The organism is Sphingomonas aurantiaca, from assembly GCF_003050705.1.
In the GTDB taxonomy this organism is placed as follows: domain Bacteria; phylum Pseudomonadota; class Alphaproteobacteria; order Sphingomonadales; family Sphingomonadaceae; genus Sphingomonas; species Sphingomonas aurantiaca.
Window position 1 is genome coordinate 183,629 of sequence record NZ_QAOG01000005.1, and the last position, 20,455, is coordinate 204,083.

Consider the following 20,455-nt stretch of genomic DNA (forward strand, 5'->3'; position numbering starts at 1 on the left):
GGTGGCTGCGCTTGCTTTCCTTGCGGGTTCTTCGCACAGCGCAGCCCTGAGATGCTGTCAGTCAACACCCGCCACTCACGCGCGCAGAGCAGCGTCTGGCCGCTGGTCGGCCTGCTGAGCCTGTTGGCGGGGTGCGCGACGCTGCCGCCGCCGGTGATGAACCAGGGCCCGGTCAAGGCCGTCAAACCGATCATCGTCTCTGCCGACGGGGCCAGGGCCAGCACGACGTTCGACGTGCTCACCTTCAATATCGAGGGGCTTGGCTGGCCCGCCCGACGTGGGCGCGGGCCCTCGCTCGAGCGGATCGGTGCGGTGCTGCGCGGCATGGCGGCGCGCGGCGAAGCGCCCGACGTGATCATGGTGCAGGAGATGTTCAGCCCGGCCGCGGTCCGCGCGGTGACCGGGTGGGACTATCCGAACATGGTATCGGGGCCGTCGCGGACGCAGCGAAAGGACCTTGTCGGCAGCAGCCGGATGCCCGGGCCGTACAAATGGAAGAAGGGCGAACTGGGGCTGCATATCGCGGGGTCGGGGCTGGCGATCGTCAGCGCGTTTCCGATTCTTGAGATGCAGTCCGAGCCGTTTGGGCGGCGGCGATGCGCGGGGCTGGACTGCCTGAGCAACAAGGGCATGCTCTATGCGCGGATCGCGATCCCCGGCGTTCCCGGCACGATCAACCTGTTCAACACGCACCTCAATTCGCAACGCGCGTCGCGCGTGTCGCCGCAGCGGCACGCGCGCGCGCACCGGCTGCAGGTCGAGGAGCTGGGCAATTTCATCACCGCGGTCGGCAGTCCAGACGTTCCGACGGTGCTTGGCGGCGATTTCAACATGCGCCGCTCGGCGATCCGGTTCGAGCGGTTCCGCAACGTCACCGAACCCTTCGAGATCGTCCACGAATGGTGCGTCGACCAGCCGCTGCGATGCGATACGCGGATATCGTGGGACGGCGACGAACCGTGGATGGATACGCAGGACCTCCAGCTGTTCGAGAGCGGCGCCGACGTGCAGATCGTTCCGATCCGTGTCGAGGCGCTGTTCGACGGATCCGCCGGCAGCCCGAAACTGTCCGATCACGACGCATTTCGGGTCACGTACCGCGTGAGTTGGAACCGGCAAGGACAGGGCCGCCCCGCTACCGCGAAACGGCTCCCATCCTAGACGCTTGTAACATGGCCTTCCCCCCGCCGCGCAAAGCGCGCCGCCAGCGCGGTGATCGCGGGTAGCACGAGCAACGTCAGGATCGTCGAGGTGATCAGCCCGCCGATCACGACGGTGGCAAGCGGGCGCTGCACCTCCGCCCCGGTGCCGGTCGCCAGCGCCATCGGCACGAAGCCCAGGCTGGCGACCAGCGCAGTCATCAACACCGGGCGGACCCGCTCCATCGCGCCACCGACGATCGCCGCATCGTCGGCCTCGCCCTCGTCGCGGCGCTTGCGGATTGCGCTCATCATCACCAGCCCGTTGAGAACCGCGACGCCCGACAGCGCGATGAACCCGACCGCCGCGGTGATCGAGAACGGGATCCCGCGCAGCGCCAGCGCGAACACGCCGCCCGCCAGCGCCATCGGCACTGCGCTGAACACGATCGCCGCGGGCACGAAGCCGCCGAGCGCCATGTAGAGCAACGCATAGATCAGCGCGAAGCAGATCGGCACGACGATCGCCAGCCTGAGCCGCGCCGATTGCAGGCTCTCGAACGTGCCGCCCCACTGCGTGTACATGCCGGGCGGGAGCGCGATTTCGGCGATCCGCGCTTGCGCCTCGGTCACGAACCCGCCGAGATCGCGGCCGCGCACGTTCGCCTGGATGACGACCATCCGCTTCCCGTTCTCGCGGCTGATCTGGTTCAGCCCCTCGGTATAACGGAACCGCGCGACCTCACGCAGCGGGATCGACCGCGCGGACTGCCCGTCGAGCGCGGGCAGCATCACCGGGATCGATCCCAGCGTCTCGATATCGTCGCGTTGCGCATCGGGCAGGCGGACGACGACGTCGAAGCGCCGGTCGCCCTCGAACAATACCCCCGCCTCGCGGCCGCCGAGCGCCGCCGCGACGGTGTTCGCGACCTCCTCGACCGACAGGCCGTACCGCCCGACCGCCTGGCGATCGACCTGGATGTCGAACGTCGGCGCGCCGTCGGTCTGCTCGGCCTGTACGTCCGCCGCGCCCGGAATCGTCCGCAGCGCCGCGGCGATCTTCGCGCCCTGCTCGGTCATCGCCTCCAGATCGTCGCCATACAGCTTGATCGCGACGTCCGAGCGGACACCCGCGATCAGTTCGTTGAAGCGCATCTGGATCGGCATCTGCATCTCGGTCCGGTTGCCGATCAGCGGCTTCATCTTCGCTTCGATCCGCGCGAGGATGTCGGCCTTGCTCGTCACGCCTTCGGGCCACTGGCTTTCGGGCTTGGGGATGACATAGGTGTCGGACGCGTTGGGCGGCATTGGATCGGTGCCGAGATCGGCATTGCCGTTCTTCGAGAAGACGAGCGCCACCTCCGGCAGCGATTTCAGCGCATCCTCGATCCTGAGCTGCATCTGCGTCGACTGGTCGATCGAGGCGGACGGCACGCGGAAGTTGGTGACGGTGATGTCCTTCTCGTCGAGCTGCGGCATGAACTCCTCGCCGAGCATCCCGAACAGCAGCACCGCCGCGGCAAATACGCCGACGCCGCCCAGCACGAACGGCAACGGCCGCGCGACCGCCTTTTCGAGCAGCGGCGCATAGCGCGCCTTGAACCAGCGGATCGGTTTGACCTCGGTTTCGCTGACCTTGCCCGTCACCAGCAGCGCGATCATCGCCGGCACGAACGTCAGCGACAGCACGAACGCCGACGCCAGCGCGACCATCAGCGTGATCGCCATCGGCGCGAACGTCTTGCCCTCGACGCCCTGGAAGGTGAGCAGCGGCACGAACACGAGGAAGATGATCGCCTGGCCGTAGACGGTGGGCTTCACCATCTCCTGCGCGGCAAGCGTCGTCTCGGCCATCCGTTCGGACCGGGTGAGCAGCCGCCCCTCATGCTCCTGCCGTTCGGCGAGACGGCGCAGCGCGTTCTCGACGATGATCACCGCGCCATCGACGATCAGCCCGAAATCGAGCGCGCCCAGACTCATCAGGTTGCCCGACACGCCGAGGCCGTTCATCCCCGCCGCGGTCATCAGCATCGTGATCGGGATGACCGCCGCGGTGATCAGCGCCGCACGGACGTTGCCGAGCAGCAGGAACAGGATGACGATGACGAGCAGCGCGCCCTCGATCAGGTTCTTCTCGACCGTCGCGATCGTCGCGTTGACCAGCTTCGATCGGTTATAGACCGGCTGCGCGGTGACGTCGGGCGGCAGGACGCGGTTGATCGCGACCAGCTTGTCCGCGACGCGCGTCGCGACGACGCGGCTGTTCTCGCCGGTCAGCATCAGGATCGTCGAGATGACCGCTTCGGAGCCCATCAGGCTGCCAGAGCCCGTGCGCACCGCGCCGCCGATCACGACCTGCCCGACGTCGCGCACGCGCACCGGATTGCCGCCGCGCGTCGCGACCACCGCATCCTCGATATCCGCGACCGACTTCAGCCGCGCATCGGCACGCACCAGGAAGCTCTCGCCCGCGCGGCGCACATAGTTCGACCCCGCCGACAGGTTCGCGCGTTCGAGCGCGTCGGCGAGGGCGGTGACCGACAGGCCATAGGTCGACAGCGCGTTGAGGTTCGGCTCGACGACATATTGCTTCACATAGCCGCCGTTCGAATCGACGCCGGCGACACCGCCCACGCCGCGCATCTGCGGCCGGATGATCCAGTCCTGCACGGTGCGCAGATACGCCGCCTTTTCGAGCTTGGTGGTCAGTCGCTCGCCCTCGGGCGTCAGATAGGCGCCATCGGGCTGCCAGCCGGGTTTGCCCGCGCGGTGTTCGTCTCCCTTGCCGTCGGGATGGTTGAACGCGACCGAATACATGAAGATCTCGCCGAGCCCGGTGGCGAGCGGGCTGAGCCGCGGCTGGATGTTCGCGGGCAGGCTGTCGCGCGCCTGCGTGAGCCGCTCGGTCACCTGCGCGCGCGCGAAATAGATGTCGGTCGCGTCGGTGAAGACCGCGGTGATCTGGCTGAAGCCGTTGCGGCTGATCGAGCGTGTCATCTCGAGCCCGGGTATCCCCGCCAGCGCGGTTTCGACCGGAAACGTGACCTGCTTTTCGATGTCGACCGGACCCAATGTGGGCGCGAACGTGCTGATCTGGACCTGCCGGTTGGTGACGTCGGGCACCGCGTCGATCGGCAATTTGGTGATCTGCCACCCACCGAACGCGATGACGAGCAGCGTCAGGAACGCGACGAGCCATCGCCCGCGTACCGACAGGCTGAGGATGCGCGCGATCATTCCTCGCCCCCCGCGTTCTTGCCGAGTTCGGCTTTCAGCAGGAATGCGTTGGCGGTCGCGATCGGCGTGCCCGCCGCGAGCCCGGAGACGATCGCGACGAGGCCGCCGCTGCGCGCGCCGACCTGCACCGTCCGCGCCTTGAAGCCGGTCGGGGTCCTGACGAACACCACCGTCCGGTTGCCGATCGTCTGCACCGCATCCTGCGGCACCATCACGCCACCGCGGACCGCGCCGCCGCTCGCGAAGATTCGCGCCTGGACGAGCTGTCCGGGCACCAGCGTCGATCCGCCCGCGCTGGGGACGATGACGACGGTGGCGGACCGCGTTACCGGATCGACCACGCCGGTGTCCGAGCGGACCCGCCCGGCGATCATCCGCCCGTCATTGGTGGTGAGTTCCGCCCGGTCGCCCGCGCGCACGCGGCTCGCATCGGCGGGGGGGACGTTGGCGGTGATCTGCAGACGGCGCGGATCGGCGACGCGGAACAGCTCGGTCTCGGCCGCGACATATTGGCCGAGGCTCGCGGGTGCGGCGGTGATCCGGCCCCCGATCGCGCTGACCACCGCGACCGACCGGCCATCGGCGGTGATGCGGGCCGCCCCCGCCGCCGCGCTCGCCCGCTGCGAATCCGCCTGTGCGACCGCCAGATTGGCCTGCGCGGACTCATAGTCGGCGCGCGGGCTGACGCCTTGTGCGAGCAACGACCGTTCGCGCGCCAGCTGACGCCCGGCGAGCGTCACGCGCGCCGCGGCGGCGCTGCGATCGGCGGCGATCGACGAGGCTTCGCGGCTTTCGACCAGCGCGATCGTCTCGCCCGCGCGGACCGGATCGCCGATCCGCTTGAGGATCCGAGTGATCGTGCCCCCCGCGCGCGCGGTGAGCACCGCCTCGGCATCGGGCGTCGCCGCGACAGTGGCTGAGGCGGGGATTGCGGCATCGAGTGCGCCCGACGCCGCAGGCGCGACACCGATCTCCGAGATGCGGATGGCCTCAGCGGAGAGCGGCACGGCGTCATCGGGCGCCGGTGCGGCTTCAGTCGGGGCGGTAACGACGGGCGCAGCGCTCGGCGCAGTTAGGCGCGCGATGCCGAACCCGAGCCCAGCGGCGGCGATCAGCGCGACGGCGGTGCCGGCATATAAACGGTTCTTGGTCATGGGAGCATGTCTCCGGTGATGGTGCGGCCCGACAGGCGGGCAAAGCCGGCGCGGGCGTCTAGGCGGGCGGCGGCGGCGTCGAGGATGACGCCGCGCGCCACGCCCAGCCCGTGGCGGGCGGCGAGCAGTTCGATCAGCGGCGATTTGCCCGCTTCATAGGCGATCCGGGCGAGCCGATACGTCTCCTCCGCGGTCGCCAGACCGTGCTCGGCGGCGGCGGCGCGCAGGTCGGCGGACTCGATCAGCGCCTGCGCCGAACTGGCCGCCGCGCGCGCTTCCAGCCTGACGACCGCCGCGCGCGCCTCGGCCCCGCGCAATTCGGCTTCGGCGGCGGCGATGTTGCCGCGGTTGCGATCGAAGATGGCGAGCGGCAACGAAACGCCCGCGATCAGCGCGGTCGCATTGTCCGCCTCGAGCCGCCGGACGCCGACCTGCGCGGTTATGTCCGGGATTGCCCGCTTGCGCTCGACGACGATCCGCCGTTCGACTGCATCGCGTTCGGCCTGCGCCGCGCGCACCACCACGCTAGCAAGCGGATCGATCGGGCCGGTCGCAGGTCGTGCCGCCAGCCGATCGAGCAGCGATTCCGAGAGGCTCGTATAGGGTGTCTCGACACCCGCGAGCGCAGACAGCTCCGCAAACGCGACGGTGCGCCCTGCTCTCGCCGCCTCCAGCGCGGATTGCAGCGTATTCAGCTCGGTCTCGGCCTGAAGCTCGCGCAGCCGCGCCTCCTTGCCCGCACCGACCAGCGCGCGCGCGACCTTCAGGTCGGCAGTGGCCTCCTCGACCTCGTCCTGGGCGAGCGCGATCCGGCGATCGGCGATCTCCGCCCCGGCATAGGCGCGCGCCAACTCGTATGCATAGGCGACGCGTCCCTCGGCACCGCGGGCGCGCGCCACGGCGATCCCCGCGCGGCCGGCTTCGATCCGTGAGGCACGCTTGCCGCCCAGTTCGAACGGGTGGTTATATTGCAGCGTCGTTTCGGTCCGTCCGAACCCGCCATAAGGCGACGAGCCCCCGAAATTCTCGCCATAGACGCTGATCGTCGGGTTGGGCCGTGCGCGCGCCTGGTCTGCCAGCCCCTCGGCCTGCGCCACGCCCGCATCGAGGATCGCGACGCGCGGCGACGCTTCGGTCTGCCGCAACAGCGCGGCGAAGGAGGGCGCCGGATCCGCCGCTGCGATCCCTGCCCCCGTAACGCCCACGACGCTTAGCGCCGCCAACGCACCGGCACGCGCACGCAGGCGCCACCGGCCAATATTGCCGTTCATTTCTGTAATCCTGCACGAGTGAACCATGATCGCGCGCCGCATCGGCACGCGTGAGGGTCAGGCTCGTGGCGGTCTCAGCAGCGATGTCGGTCCGGTTCCCGCCCGGTCGACGCTCTCCCGTGTCGGCCATGCGGGCGCGACCTCGGCCAACGCAAACGATGGCGCCACGTCCGCGGGCACCGCGAAGGCGTGCGCGACCGCATGCGCGGCGACATGCACGACATTGTCGTCATGATCATCCATCACGTCCGCGACATGAACATGGCTGACCGCAAGCGCCACATCGGGCACGTCGTCATGGAACGTCGCCGCATGCCACCCGCCAAGCGCAGTCATCCCCAGCACGGCGAGGAACGCCAGCAGAGTCGCCAGCACGGCGATCCGGGAACGGTGCAGGGTCACGCAACCAGCCTAAGCGACATGCGGCAGCGCAGCAAGGGCGACGAACCACGTGGCATTCCCCACGTCCGCCGGATCGATACGGCTGGCCAACGATTATCTCCCCATGACCCACGAGACCACGCACAGCCTGGCATCGAGCGACGAAGCCAACGAGATCGAGCTCAAGCTGGAAATCGATCCCGTGTGGATCGACCGCCTTGCGGCCATGCCACCCCTGTCCGGCGTCACGCCCAAGATCGTCGACCAGCTATCGACCTATTTCGACACGCCGAAGCAGGATCTGCGCGCGGCGGGGTTTACGCTCCGGATTCGGACGGCGGGTGGCAGGCATGTCCAGACGATCAAGGCGGTCGGCAGCGCCGCGGCAGGCCTGTTTGCCCGTCCGGAATGGGAGCATGACGTGGCAGGATTAGAGCCCGAACTCGATCCCGGCTCGCCAATCTGCGCGATCGTCGCGCACGACAGGCTCGGGACGGTCAGGCCTGCGTTCACCGTGGCGATCAAGCGCCGGCAATGGATCTGCACCCGGGACGGCGGAACGGTCGAGATCGTCGCGGATACGGGATGCGTGACGGCAAGCGATCGCACGACGCCGGTCTCTGAGCTCGAGTTCGAGCTGAAAGGCGGGACACCGACCGCGATCTTCGCGCTCGCGCGTACGCTCGGCGAGCAGATCCCCGTCCGCCTCGGCGTCCTGACCAAGGGGGAGCGCGGCTATCGGTTGATCGCGGCGGCGACGCTCGGCGCGATCAAGGCCGAGCGCCTGGAGCTTGCGGCCGACACGACCACCGCCGAAGCCTTCACGCAGATCGTCGGAACATGCCTGCGGCACTTCCGTCTGAATGAAAATCTCCTACGGCGTGCGCCCGATGCCGAGGCGCTGCATCAGACCCGCGTCGCGTTGCGACGACTGCGGTCTGCGCTCTCGCTGTTCAAACCCGTCGTCGCCGACGCCCGCTTCCCGCATATCGCGAGCGAACTCAAATGGCTCGCGGCCTCGCTCGGCCCAGCGCGCGACATCGATGTGCTGCGCGATCGGCTCGGCGAGGGTTCGAACGCGGCGCTCACCGCGGCGCGCGACGATGCCTATGCGGCCGCTCTGGCCGCGCTGGATTCGCAGCGGACTCGCGATCTGATGATCAACCTGGTCGAATGGACCGCGCTGGGCGCATGGCGTTTGCAGCCCTTGGATCCAGCGATGGTGCAGGCCCCCGCGGCGCTCTTCGCCAGCGCCGCGATCGGCGGCCTCAACCGTCGGATAAAGCGCCGCGGCCAGGACTTCGACCAACTCGACGACGAGTCGCGTCACCAGATCCGGATCACCGCAAAGAAACTGCGCTACGCGACCGGCTTCTTTCAGAGCCTCTACCCGCTCAAACGGTCGCGGCGGCGATTGAAGGCGTTTAAAAAGCGCCTCGAAGCATTGCAGGATCATCTAGGCCAGTTGAACGACTTGGCGGCGGCACCCGCTCTGATCGAGCGGTTTGGTCTGGAACCCGAGACGTCTCCCTCTTCGATCGAGAGGGAGACGCTGCTGTCCCATGCGGCCGAAGCGTATGAGGATCTGACGCGTGCGAAGCGGTTCTGGTAAGGCCCGGAAGCCGCGCCCTGCCTGGCCACCTTCCAGACGATCGCGCCTGTCATGCCCATGCCATCAAACACCGCTAAAGCGGACATCTCGATTGAAAGGGTGTTCGATGTTCAGTGCCAGCCCCCTTGTACCCGACCAGATCGTCGATTGCGTGTCGACGGGACGGCTCCCGACAACCGCAGACCTCGATAGCGTCGCTGCACGCATGTGGCGCGAGGGAGCGGCGGATCGCTCGGCATTTTCCTGGGGCCAGCTCTCACCTACCGCGACCGATCGCATCGTCGCGCTGCGATCCGCAGTCCTTGCGCTCCAGGGCAGCGGCATGCGCTGAACCGCGTCCGGGCGTCGCGCGCCCTATGCGACGTGCAGTTGACCGAAGAAGCGCGACAGGGCGCCATCGATCGAGGATGCACCATCCTCGACGCGCTGTGAATCGGTCCTGACGCGCGACGCCATGCCCGCGGTATTCCTGGTCGCGACCGACACGTCGCTCACCAGACGCCCGATCAGGTCGAGGTCGGTCGCGGTACCATCGACATTGTGGCTGATGACCTGCCCGCTCTGCGCCTGTTCGCCGATGCTCGAGGCGAGATCATCGGTGCCGCGCGCCATGTCCTCGACCATCTCGCGAATGTCGAGCAGACCCGTACAGGCCGCCTCGGTCCCGCGTTGCATGTCGGCGATCTGCCGGGCGATTTCCCCCGTAGCGTCCGCGGTCTGCGTCGCCAGCATCTTCACTTCGTCCGCGACCACGGCGAACCCCCTGCCCACCTCGCCGACGCGGGCAGCCTCGATCGCGGCGTTCAACGCGAGCAGCTTGGTCCGCGCCGCGATGCTGCTGATCAGTCCGACGATCGCACCGATCGCGCGAGCGTCGTCCTGGACGTTCGTCATGTCCTGCGCCAGCCGTACCGCGCGGTCCGCCGCCTGCGCGCTGAGGTCGGCGGACAGGCGCGTGCCCTGGCTGGACTGGCCGATCGCGCCCATGAACTGAGTCGTCGCGGCCGCGATGTCGGTCGCACCATCGATCGCGCGCCGTACGGCCACGCCGACGCTACCCAGTTCGCGCGTCGCGCCTTTCGAATGATCTTCCAGTTCACCCGAGGTCGTCGATAGCTGGCTGGCCGCGCTGCGAAGCCCGGCAAGGACATCCGCGACCTCGTCCTCAAGCGTGGTCGCCGCCTGCCGGACGATCCGATCGCGTTCGGCCTCGGCAGCCTGGTTTGCGCGCCGCGCGGTCTCGATATTCCGCTCGCGCTGGACTTCGGCCAGCCGCTGCCGGCCGTTTTCGGCCTCCAGCCGCCCGCGCTCGGCGACCGAGGTGCGAAAGACCTCGATCGCGCGCGACATCCGGCCGATCTCGTCACGCCGCTCTCCATGCGGCGTGCGGCCCTCGGCATTCCCGGCCGCGATCACCGCCATCGTCCGCTCGATATCGAGCAACGGCCGGACGATCGTCCGCTGCACGATCAGCACCGTGCCATAAGCGGCGAGCGAGAACAGGATGATGCTGGCCGCGATGCTGATCGTGACCTCCTCCTGCTCGAGCGCGTGCGCGTTGCGGAACAGATGGTCGACCTTGGCTTCCTGCCCGGCGATCAGCGCATCGGCGATCGTCGAGGCCCTGCGCTCGTTGGGACGAACCTCGCTGCGAAAGACGCTCCAGGCCCGATCCTGGCTACCCCGATTGGCGGCATCGGCAACCGTTGCAAGCTGGCGCAGGACGGTCATCTGGCTGCGGATATAGCCGCTGTCCCTGGTCAGCCCGGCGGCGCGGTGCCGTACCAGCCCAGCGATTTGCGCGCGCATCTGGAGCGACCGCTGCGAGAATTTCGCGTGGATAATCGCCAGTTCACGCGGATCGCGTTCGAGCAGCAGGTTGAGCGCGTCCCGCTGCAACGACCGGCTCAGTGAGCGCAGTTCGATCAAGTGAATCCGCACGATCTGCCCGTCGTTCGCCGCATCACGTGCCGTCTGGACCCGGCTGCGCGTACCAAGCCCGATAAGGCCGAGAATACAGACCAGCGCGAGCATGATGGCGACGGGCACCATCAGCCGTGCCATCATGCTGTGGGACCAGATCCTGAACGTTCGATATGTCATGACCGGGCGCTACGGCGCGCATCTTAACCCTGTGTGACACGCCTTGACGATCTTTCGCGAACGCAGGCCGGGCTGGCCAACGCGCCGAAATGTTCGATTTAACCCCAAACAACAACGCCGCCCGTGAGGGCAGCGCTGTCGTGGTAAGGAAATGGTTGCGGGGACAGGATGTGACCGCTGTAGAACTCGGTTCCGACTAATCGGCGGTACCATAGTGCGGCTGTGAGAGCGCCCAACTTTGAGCGCGGAGACCCATTCATAGACGCTCAGCACCCTTCTTGCGGTTTTTCAACTCCGGACACTCACTCATCGGTTCTCGATCACCCTGTAGCGGCACTGAAATGGCGAGCTTTGGGACGAAGCCGTCATTCGGGCAATCTGCCGGGAATGTCGGGTTTCGGATGAGCTGGCCGTTCGCGGGGCTTCCGAGATCTACTCGGCAACTAGCCAGCATGCACGGCATGCACGGCATGCGACTCCGCGGGGATTGGATCTCACACCACAAAATAACGCCGCTGCTCCCCTAACGAAAAACCCCGCCTTCGAGGTTGTCGCGCACTTTCTCGATCCGACAGGGGATCTCGCACGATAGTGCGAACGTAGAGTACGTGCGCCGCCGCACACGCTGAAATTCTCCAAATTTCGCGGTGGGCTGCGTCGCCAATCATGTGTTTCCCGACAGTCCCGAGACGCTGCGACGACCTATTCCACCGTCATGACAAATATACCGTGCACGGACAGCAGATCGCAGGTTTCACCTGAACCCTCATTTTTGCACCTGAACGACAACGCCCGGCGCCATCGGGTTGCCCGGCGCTATGACGAGGTACCGGCGCATGTCGCCCTTCGCGTCGTTGACGATCTGGCGGAGCGGTCCGAGCGTGTTGACGATCGCGCCGCCCGCCGGATTGGTCATGAACTTCGCCAGAGGCTGGATCACGCCGCTGCCATCAGCGCGGGAGGATAGCCCAAGGACATAGGGCATCTTTGGGCTGAGGCCCGCAACCGCCGCCTGCAGGATCTGGACCTGGCCCTGATCGAACAGCGTGACCTGACTGCGGCCAGTCCCGGAGAGAGTCAGCTGAATCTTCATGCCGGCCTGCGCAAGCGGCACCAGGTTTGCACGGCCATTGCCTACCGCCACCGCGCCGGGGACATAGGCGACGCCTTGCGGCCCCTGACCGATCGGGATCGTCGCGATGACGGTGTTGCTGGCGGTATCGATCGCCGCGACCGCGTCGGCGTTCTCCAGCCCGACATACATCCGCGTACCGTCGCCCGACGGCCAAAGGCCGTGCGGGAGCGCGCCGACCGGGATGCTCGCGACCTGCGCGAAGTCGGTGGTGCGGAACACCTTCACGACGTTCTCGGTACCGACCGTTACATAGGCGAACTGGCCATTCTTGTTGTGGGCGATATTGACGTGGTTGGTGATCGCGCCGGTATCGAACGTCTTGAGCACCGCGAACGGCGGCTTGGCGTCGAACACCATGACCTTGCCGACGTCCTTGAGCGTCAGCCAGACCTGCTTGCCATCGGGCGTCGCGGCGATGTCAGGGCAGAACGGGCTCGCCTGCTTGACGCGACCGACGATCTTCTTCGAGGCGGTGTCGATCACGACGGTCTCGGGCGAGAAGCTTGAACAGACGTACCCGTATTTCCCGTTCGGCGAGAAGATCGTCATGCCCGGACCGTTGGGGACGGGGATGCGCGTGGTCGGCGCGAACGTCTTGCCGTCGAGCACCTGGATATAGTCCTCGCCGCGCACCGCGACCCAGACTTCGCGACCGTCGGGACGGAAGAACGCCTCGTGCGGCGAGCGTCCGACATAGGTGGTGTGCTTCACGGCGTTAGTCGCGGTGTCGATGAACGTCACCGAGTTCGACCCGATCGAGATCACCGCCAGCGTCTTACGATCGGGCGAGAAGCCCATGCCGTGGACGAGCAGCTGTCCCTTGTAGAGCGGGCTGAGATTGGCGGGGGTCTGGTCGCCGAGCTTGATGACGCCGAGCAGCGTGTTGGTCGACGGATCGATCACCGACACGGTGTTGGAAAACTGGTCCGAGGTGTAGAATCTGTCCTGCGCACTGACGGGGATGTCGGGGGTCGCGTTCGGTACCTGCTGGGCAAATACAGGGGCCGAGAAAGACAAGGCAGCACAGGCGGTTAGGGTCAAACGCTTCATAGACGGTCTCCGTGATGGGGGTGACCGGTCGCGGTCGGTTCGGTGTGAGGCGGCAACGCGCCGTCGTCGGATAGGATGCCCTGCATCACCGCGATTTCCTGGCGTTGTTCGACGATGATTCCCTGCGCAAGCCGGCGAAGGCGTTCGTCCTTGCCATAGCGCAGTTCGACTTCGGCCATGTCGATCGCGCCTTGGTGATGCGGGATCATCATCTTCGCAAAGTCGTGATCGGGATTGCCCGAATAACCGGTCATCATCGCGCCGTGCATCCGCGCCATTGCCGCATCCATTGCCGATGCGAAGCCGTCCGTCTGGGCCAGCGTTGCTGTAGACACCGAAAGTGCCGCGATACCGAGCAGGGCAATTCCAAGTCTCATCAATTTCTCCAATGCGCTCAACCTGTTCGAGCTAGGCCATATCGTCCAACGCATGGTTCTGATGATTCGTATCGACGGGACAGATCGATCTCTTTTTCGTATCAATACAATAGGAATAATGCGTTGGTTCGATCGATCAGCGGTGCGTATCTTGGTGATCAAGGAGAGCGGGCGTGACCCTCGAACAACTCAGGATTTTCGTTGGTGTCGCAGAGCGCGAGCACATGACGCGCGCTGCCGAAGCGCTCAATGTGACGCAGTCGGCCACAAGCGCTGCCATTGCCGCGCTTGAGGCCCGGCACGGGGTACCGCTGTTCCACCGTGTGGGCCGTGGGATCGAACTTTCCGAAGCGGGGCGCATGTTTCTAACGGAGGCACGCGCAGTGCTGGGACGCGCCTCCAGCGCCGAACTTGCGCTTGCCGAATATGCCGGGCTGGAGCGTGGCACGCTGCGGCTGGTCGCGAGCCAGACCATTGCGGGCTACTGGCTGCCTCGCCAGCTGGCGGCGTTCCATGCGCGCTACCCGGCCATCACGATCGAGCTGGCGATCGATAACACCGAAGGGGCCGCGGCGCGCGTGCTCGACGGCGCGGTGGAACTCGGCTTCGTCGAAGGCGTGATCGACGAGCCTGCGCTCGCGCATTGGACGGTCGCGAACGACCGCATGATACTCGTGAGCGACCGCGCTGCCGACACGATCGACGAAGACTGGATCCGCGCCGCGCGCTGGATCGTCCGCGAGCAGGGGTCGGGCACCCGCTCGTCGTTCGAAGAGGTTTTGCGTCAGCGCGGCATCGTTCCGTCGGACCTTACCACCGCGCTGACCCTGCCGTCGAACGAGGCGGTACGTAGCGCGGTCGAGGCCGGCGCAGGCGTCGCGGTGCTGTCGCAGCATGTCGTCGCACCTGCAATCGCGGCCGGCACGTTGCACGATCTGCCGCTCGGCCTGCCGCGACGTCCATTCTACGCGCTGCGGCACAAAGAGCGCTATCGAACCCGGGCGGCCGATGCGCTGACCGATCTCATCAGGGAGACTGGCAAGTGACCCCCGATCTGAAACCCGTTCTGGGTGGCCTGAAGCCGCTCAGCCGGCTCGATTCTCCGCGCGAGATGATCCGGCAGTTCACCCCCAACTGGTTCGCCGCGACGATGGGTACCGGCATCCTCGCGCTCGCCTTGCCGCAGGTGCCGGGCGTCGGCGCATCGCTGCACCCGGTCGGCGAGGCGCTGTGGTATTTCAACATCGCACTCTTCACACTGTTCGCCGGGCTCTACACCGCGCGCTGGACGATGTTCGCGCACGAAGCGCGGCGGATCTTCGGGCACAACACCGTGTCGATGTTCATCGGCACGATCCCGATGGGGCTGGCGACGATCATCAACGGGTGTCTCGCGTTCGGCCTGCCGCGGTTCGGCGCGGGCGTGATCCCGATCGCCGAGACGCTGTGGTGGATCGACGTCGCGATGTCGCTCTCCTGCGGGGTGGCGATCCCGTATCTCATGTTCACCCGGCACGAACATTCGCTCGACGGCATGACCGCGGTGTGGCTGCTGCCGGTGGTCGCGGCGGAGGTCGCAGGTGCGAGCGGAGGCCTGCTCGCCCCGCATCTGGCGGACGCGCATCACCAGTTCGTCGTGCTCGCGACTTCGTATGTCCTCTGGGCCTATTCGGTGCCGGTAGCGTTCGGCATTCTCGCGATCCTGATCCTGCGGATGGCGCTCCATAAGCTGCCGCACGAGAGCATGGCCGCATCGAGCTGGCTCGCGCTCGGCCCGATCGGCACCGGTGCGCTCGGGATGCTGGTGCTCGGCAGCGACGCGCCCGCGATCCTCGCCGCCAACGGGCTTGGCTCGATCGGCGCGGTGGCGCAGGGGATCGGCACGATTGCCGGGCTGTTACTCTGGGGCTTCGGGCTGTGGTGGCTGGCGCTCGCGACGCTGATCACGATCCGCTACTGGCGCGCGGGTATCCCGTTCAACCTCGGCTGGTGGGGCTACACCTTCCCGCTCGGCGTCTACACGGTGGCCACGTTCAAGCTCGGCGCGACGCTCCAGCTCGGCTTTTTCGGGATCGTCGGCACCTTCCTCACCATCGCGCTGGCAGCGATGTGGCTGCTAGTCGGCGCCAAGACGGTCGCGGGTGGTTGGCGCGGCAACTTGTTCGTGTCACCCTGCATTGCCACGCCGAACTGATCTCTTTCAACACTGTGCGATAAACAGGTGTTTTCCGACATGGCGGGTCACTCGCCACTCACTCAACAGAGGGATGCCTGGGATGGGTCACGGAGCCGCGCATTGTGTTGGCGTAGGATGTTTTGCGAGAAGCCGCCGCTCACACCTTTGCGGAAGAACGGCATGAGTTGGTCGAGAGCTGCCGCCAGCGTGCCGGCGGCGCTGACGCATAGTCAGCCGTTCGCGCGATTGATGCGGCCTCCCGGAAGCGAACGGTCGTTCACATTGCATTCGCCAGTGTCCGGCGCACTCAACGGCGGACCAGAATCTGATACCGATTGGTATCACATTCTGGTCCACAGTTATCGGCGGTCTCAGCCATATATCGAAACGACCCAGAACCGGTCATTCGCGCGCCCTTCCCCGCTCCCCAACTTCAGACATTCGTTCATCTCCGCGCTGAATGCCCTTGGCGCATGATCGGCCGTCATGGATGTCGTGAAGGGGCAGGAAAGCGGACTGGCGGCTTTTGGGGAGTTCGGTAAAAAGCGGACACCATACCAGGTATCGTAGCTTGCCCGGAGGCTCGATGTTCACCGTCCGTTACAACGCAACGATCTCGCCAGATCACGTTCGGCTTACCAACATCGCCACAGGTCAGACCGTCGCCCGCGCGGCTCCCCGACCGTTCTCATCTCAACACCGCATGATTGCTAACCCAGAGGCTGCCGCTTTGTTTCTGGGAAATTTGATACGGGAGGTTGAGGGGCGGAGGCGCTGGCTTCGGTTCTTTCCGACCATTACCATCACAATTTCCGGCGAGCCTCGAACGAAGTTGGACCAGGAAGAGGTCAAGCACCTTTTCGTGAACCAAGGGTTCGCTCGGGTTCGGGTAGTCTGATTCGCCGAACGACCGGGTTGGAAGGAAAGCGATCCGGCTGCTTTCGAGCTGTAGCCCCAACTTTGTCTTCCTCACATATTTCAACCAATATTCTTGACTGCTAGCGCCGTCTGGAGTCATCCTTGGAGCCACTCGCGTGAACGAACGCCGCCAATCGGGATCATCCCAGCAATTAGGTAGAACCTAAATCCATCGGCCAGAATACGAGCAGATACTTATCTTTATAATAGGCATTATATTTGCTGTACTAAATATAAAGAAAGGGTTCAGAACTGGATATATCAAACTGACGATATTATACGTCAACGATAGATGGTTATTCTCCCGTGACGAGCAGACGTTTTTATTTTGGTTTACCGTCGCATTCGACGCATTCATGATAATTGTATGCATATGGTTGAGCATTAAGTTGCTGCCGTAAATGACGCGGGATATGTTTCGCAATGCCGCCTGTATTATACGGGCCGTGCGCGTTTGAACGGAAGCGGAATGTCCGAATTGGGGAGGAAAGCGGACGGGCGGCTTTTGGGCTGAAAGCGCAGCTTGGTGACCATCTAGATCAGGAACGATCTCGCCATAGATGGATGAGCAGCCAAATCGCTGCGATATTGATTCCAGCCGCTCCAAGCGCGATCAGCAACAAACTAAGGTTGCGCTCGTGATCTGTAGGGCAGCTAAGCCCGCCGCCAGGAAGGCAGTCGCCCATAATTGGACCGAGCATTGTCATCGCAGCCAACAGCCAGATCGCTACTGTCAAAACCACCACCGAACCCAAATAGCTTCGTTTTTGCATCAGACCTCCGACAGCAAGGATGGCCCTTACGGATGGCCGGGATGGAAAGGTAAGCGGACATTGGAGCATCGCGACAGCAGCGCTACGACGGTGCCATGGGAACAACTCAAAATCAGCCCCCGGCGACCCTTGGCCTTTGGGGCGACGGAGACGAGATCGCAGCAATAGAAGAGGTCGAAGAGCGGTTCGGTGTGAAACTGGATACCTCTACTGCCGCCAGTTGGTTGACGGTTGGCGATGCCTTCGCTGCCCTCCAGCGAGCCCTACCACCGAATGAGGAACAAACGGCGGAGACATGGTTGACGTTCGCAACAGCCATTTCTATCGAGACGGGTGTCGATCCACGTTATGTGCAGCCAACGACGCTCCTGCTTGGCACTCGTCGGTTCGGTTGGCGGGCCTCGCTTGTCGTGGCAGCCTTATCCGGTCTGCTTCTAGCGCTCATCACAAGGTGCGATGTCTGGTAACGGGCTCAAGCGTAATGGCCGGTTTGGGCAGGAAGGCGGACCTTCTGCTTTGGAGGCCACACTCCAGGAAACCGACCAGTGAATGGGTATCCTAGATGCATCAATTTATTGTATCGCCGTAGCCCTCGGTTTCCTGCCGTCTTGGGCAGATTAGAAATCCGTGAGTTTTGCATCACGGTTTCGGAAGATCGGCTCTTCGCTAGCGCTTGGGTTTAGACAGGCGCCGCAGATAGTCCCACGTCCGCACGCCATAATCTGGATCAGAAGGCTCCAGTAACGACGCAATGAACCTGTCGCCCGGATGCTGGCCCTTTTGGATCATGCGTGCGAGGTATGACGCGTTCTGCGCAGGCGATGAGACCAAGTAATATACAGCCATTCCGGCGCTTAATATCGCCAAAGTTCCCAAAGCGAACAGCGAGGGCAGGAAGGGTTCACGAGACCTCATCGGTAGCATGTTGACGACCGGCTCAACCCCGCGCCGAAAGGCGCAACTCAAGCCAACGATCAATGCTAAACCGACGGATATTGCCGCTAAGCGGCCGGCATCTCGAATTTTGAGGTCTTGATACCGCATGGTCCCACCATGCCGAAGCTGCACAACGCCTGCAATGGGATGACTGCTACTCCGTCGGCTGAGGCGAACTCGCTGATGCAAAACTTTTGATTTTTGCATCACGAATGGCTGGATGGGGCAGGAAAGCGGACGGGCGGCTTACGGAGCGGTTTATTGCGATAGCAGACATAGCGGGGCGAGGTCTCTTTCCAAACACCATGGTATTTCTGGAAAGTTAAGCCTGTAAGCCGATGTCGCCTTTAGGGCTCTTCTCCCGCGTGTTCCCGATCAAACATCTCCCGTGATGCGCGAAAGCTGTCGACGTTCTCGACGATCCACGTCCAAAGTGGAACCATCCTGACCAGGAGCTTCAGTCCAGTTTCGGACAGAGCATATTCTACATGAGGAACGACCTCCTCGAAGTCGTGACGCACCACCAATCCATCGCGCTCCAGATGACGCAGCGTGCGCGTCAGCATCCGCTGGGTAATACCGTGCATCCGTCGGCCAATTTCCGCATGGCGAAGCTGGCCGTACACGCCGAGCGTATGGATGACACCAAGCGACCAACGGTTGCCGGCATGGGCCAACACCTCACGGCGAACCCCGTCGTCATCGTCCCGCAGGCCATCACAAACTGTTTGCGAATATTGGAGGATGTCGTCCTGGCTTAGAGATTTAACGGCAGTATCACGCATGTACCCATCTTTCACGCTTGCCCGTGGCTTGCCAGATCACCGTCATCCACGGTGAAACGAGTTAGAACGATGAACGATACAGTCTCCAACGTGAAATCACGCAATATCCTCGTTCTGGGTGCCGGCGAGCTTGGCATGCCAGTGCTCCGCAACCTCGCGCGTCACGCCAAGGGCATCGACGGTGCCAAGATCAGCGTCCTTCTCCGCGAGAGTGCCGTCGAGTCGGGCGATCCCTCCAAGCAGCGTGACATCGCCGAAATCCGCGAAGCCGGGATCGAGATCGTGCTCGGCGACCTAGTGAACGACACGATCGATGAGCTGGCATCGCTCTTCTCGGACTATGACACGGTGATCGGCTGCGCGGGCTACGCAGCCGGGATCAACACGCCGATAAAGCTCGCCAAGGCGGCGCTGCAATCCGGTATCCCGCGCTATTTCCCCTGGCAGTTCGGCGTCGACTTCGAGGCGATCGGCCGCGGCGGGCCGCAGGACATCTTCGATGCGCAGCTCGACGTGCGCGAGCTGCTGCGCTCGCAGGACAAGACCGAGTGGGTCATCATCTCCACGGGCATGTTCATGAGCTACCTGTTCGAACCGGACTTTGGTGTCGTCGATCTGGAGAATAGCGAAGTTCACGCGCTCGGCAGCCTTGATACCGCTGTGACGCTAACGACGCCGAATGACATCGGTTTGCTGACTGCCGAGATCGTGTTCTTCGAGCCGACGATCCGCAACGAGATCGTCTTCCTGGCCGGTGACACCGTCAGTTATGGTGAGGTCGCGGACAAATTGGAGGTGGCACTGGGCCGGGCCTTCAAGCGGTCGGTTTGGACCGTGCCTTTCCTGATGGAAGAGCTGGCGAACGATCCGAAAAACATGATGCGCAAGTACCGTGCCGCCTTCGCCATCGGTCGCGGTGTGTCCTGGCCGAAGGCAGGCACGTTCAATGATCGGCAGGGTCTTCCGGTCACCGACGTTGCGGCCCTGATCGATGCCGATCTGCGAGGGGCGCGACAAGAAAAGTGATGCGTGCGGGGTGGCTGTAGAGACCTTCCCAACGACGAACGTAGAGAGGGACACGCGCCGACAGGCGCGCAAACAGCCTGGGGCAGCTTACGTCCCAAGATCCGTTCCCGATCAGCCTTTCCCAAGATGGCCAATCGGAGACGGAGAAACGGGAAAGATCGCGCTTAACGAATGGTCGTTATGGGGCGCCCCGATCGCCAACCTGAACGTCCGGGTGTGGGCGGAACTGCCCGGCAGCGCGGGCCGATAGGATCCATTAGCCGCCATTCAGCACTCCCCTGCTCTAGCCAATTGCGGACGTTCCTTCACGTCAGTTCATCGAGGTCGGAGGGACAACTGGCGAAGCTTAAAACGGCAATAAGTGGGACTTTACGGCTATTCC

The 20,455-nt window shown here is 64.5% G+C and carries 15 protein-coding genes; 6 read left to right on the top strand and 9 right to left on the bottom strand.

The genetic code is table 11. The features are described 5' to 3' along the window. The first annotated feature begins 51 nt into the window (after positions 1-51). Positions 52-1,161, top strand: a complete 1,110-nt coding sequence (locus C8J26_RS14985; RefSeq protein WP_107959071.1) for an endonuclease/exonuclease/phosphatase family protein — start codon at positions 52-54, stop codon at positions 1,159-1,161. Here the strand turns inward: C8J26_RS14985 and C8J26_RS14990 are convergent. The 4 genes from C8J26_RS14990 to C8J26_RS15005 are packed head-to-tail and all read right to left on the bottom strand — an operon-like array spanning position 1,158 to position 7,203. Then, a complete protein-coding gene (locus tag C8J26_RS14990; protein WP_107959072.1) occupies positions 1,158-4,376 on the bottom strand; it encodes an efflux RND transporter permease subunit in 3,219 nt (1,072 codons plus the stop codon). The two genes, C8J26_RS14985 and C8J26_RS14990, sit on opposite strands and share 4 nt — an antisense overlap. Then, positions 4,373-5,530: an efflux RND transporter periplasmic adaptor subunit gene (locus tag C8J26_RS14995; protein ID WP_107959073.1), complete on the bottom strand. Its 1,158-nt coding sequence runs from the start codon at positions 5,528-5,530 to the stop codon at positions 4,373-4,375. Before C8J26_RS14995 ends, C8J26_RS14990 begins: the two co-directional genes overlap by 4 nt. Further along, positions 5,527-6,801, bottom strand: coding sequence for a TolC family protein (locus C8J26_RS15000; RefSeq protein WP_107959074.1), 1,275 nt, complete (start codon positions 6,799-6,801; stop codon positions 5,527-5,529). The genes C8J26_RS14995 and C8J26_RS15000 overlap by 4 nt, the downstream gene beginning before the upstream one ends. A gap of 57 nt (positions 6,802-6,858) precedes the next feature. Beyond that, positions 6,859-7,203, bottom strand: a complete 345-nt coding sequence (locus C8J26_RS15005) for a hypothetical protein (RefSeq protein ID WP_130326023.1) — start codon at positions 7,201-7,203, stop codon at positions 6,859-6,861. Positions 7,204-7,306: 103 nt separating this feature from the next. On the opposite strand from C8J26_RS15005, the gene C8J26_RS15010 reads away from it, so the two are divergent. Continuing rightward, positions 7,307-8,794, top strand: a complete 1,488-nt coding sequence (locus C8J26_RS15010) for a CYTH and CHAD domain-containing protein (protein WP_107959075.1) — start codon at positions 7,307-7,309, stop codon at positions 8,792-8,794. A gap of 106 nt (positions 8,795-8,900) precedes the next feature. After that, a complete protein-coding gene (locus C8J26_RS15015; RefSeq protein WP_107959076.1) occupies positions 8,901-9,125 on the top strand; it encodes a hypothetical protein in 225 nt (74 codons plus the stop codon). A 23-nt stretch (positions 9,126-9,148) separates the two neighbouring features. Here C8J26_RS15015 and C8J26_RS15020 read toward each other — a convergent pair whose 3' ends face one another. The 3 genes from C8J26_RS15020 to copM form a co-directional block, all read right to left on the bottom strand. Continuing rightward, positions 9,149-10,861, bottom strand: a complete 1,713-nt coding sequence (locus C8J26_RS15020) for a methyl-accepting chemotaxis protein (RefSeq protein WP_167398857.1) — start codon at positions 10,859-10,861, stop codon at positions 9,149-9,151. 802 nt (positions 10,862-11,663) lie between these two features. Then, positions 11,664-13,082: a YncE family protein gene (locus C8J26_RS15025; RefSeq protein WP_107959078.1), complete on the bottom strand. Its 1,419-nt coding sequence runs from the start codon at positions 13,080-13,082 to the stop codon at positions 11,664-11,666. Beyond that, positions 13,079-13,480 (bottom strand): CopM family metallochaperone, encoded by a 402-nt coding sequence (gene copM, locus C8J26_RS15030; RefSeq protein ID WP_279628949.1) that lies wholly within the window; start codon positions 13,478-13,480, stop codon positions 13,079-13,081. The genes C8J26_RS15025 and copM overlap by 4 nt, the downstream gene beginning before the upstream one ends. 152 nt (positions 13,481-13,632) lie before the next feature. On the opposite strand from copM, the gene C8J26_RS15035 reads away from it, so the two are divergent. Then, positions 13,633-14,505, top strand: a complete 873-nt coding sequence (locus C8J26_RS15035) for a LysR family transcriptional regulator (RefSeq protein WP_107959080.1) — start codon at positions 13,633-13,635, stop codon at positions 14,503-14,505. Further along, positions 14,502-15,653 carry a TDT family transporter gene (locus tag C8J26_RS15040; protein WP_107959081.1) on the top strand — a complete coding sequence of 384 codons (1,152 nt, stop codon included), beginning with the start codon at positions 14,502-14,504 and terminating at the stop codon, positions 15,651-15,653. The genes C8J26_RS15035 and C8J26_RS15040 overlap by 4 nt, the downstream gene beginning before the upstream one ends. Positions 15,654-17,092: 1,439 nt before the next feature. Here the strand turns inward: C8J26_RS15040 and C8J26_RS20170 are convergent. Together C8J26_RS20170 and C8J26_RS15055 are read right to left on the bottom strand one after the other, a co-directional pair. Further along, positions 17,093-17,326 carry a hypothetical protein gene (locus C8J26_RS20170; RefSeq protein WP_146168854.1) on the bottom strand — a complete coding sequence of 78 codons (234 nt, stop codon included), beginning with the start codon at positions 17,324-17,326 and terminating at the stop codon, positions 17,093-17,095. A 1,283-nt stretch (positions 17,327-18,609) separates the two neighbouring features. Further along, positions 18,610-19,047: a winged helix-turn-helix transcriptional regulator gene (locus C8J26_RS15055; protein WP_107959084.1), complete on the bottom strand. Its 438-nt coding sequence runs from the start codon at positions 19,045-19,047 to the stop codon at positions 18,610-18,612. Between the two features lie 69 nt (positions 19,048-19,116). Between C8J26_RS15055 and C8J26_RS15060 the strand changes: the two genes are divergently transcribed. Next, entirely contained in the window at positions 19,117-20,073 is a 957-nt protein-coding gene (locus C8J26_RS15060; RefSeq protein WP_107959085.1) for an aromatic alcohol reductase, read from the top strand. Positions 20,074-20,455: the final 382 nt, after the last annotated feature.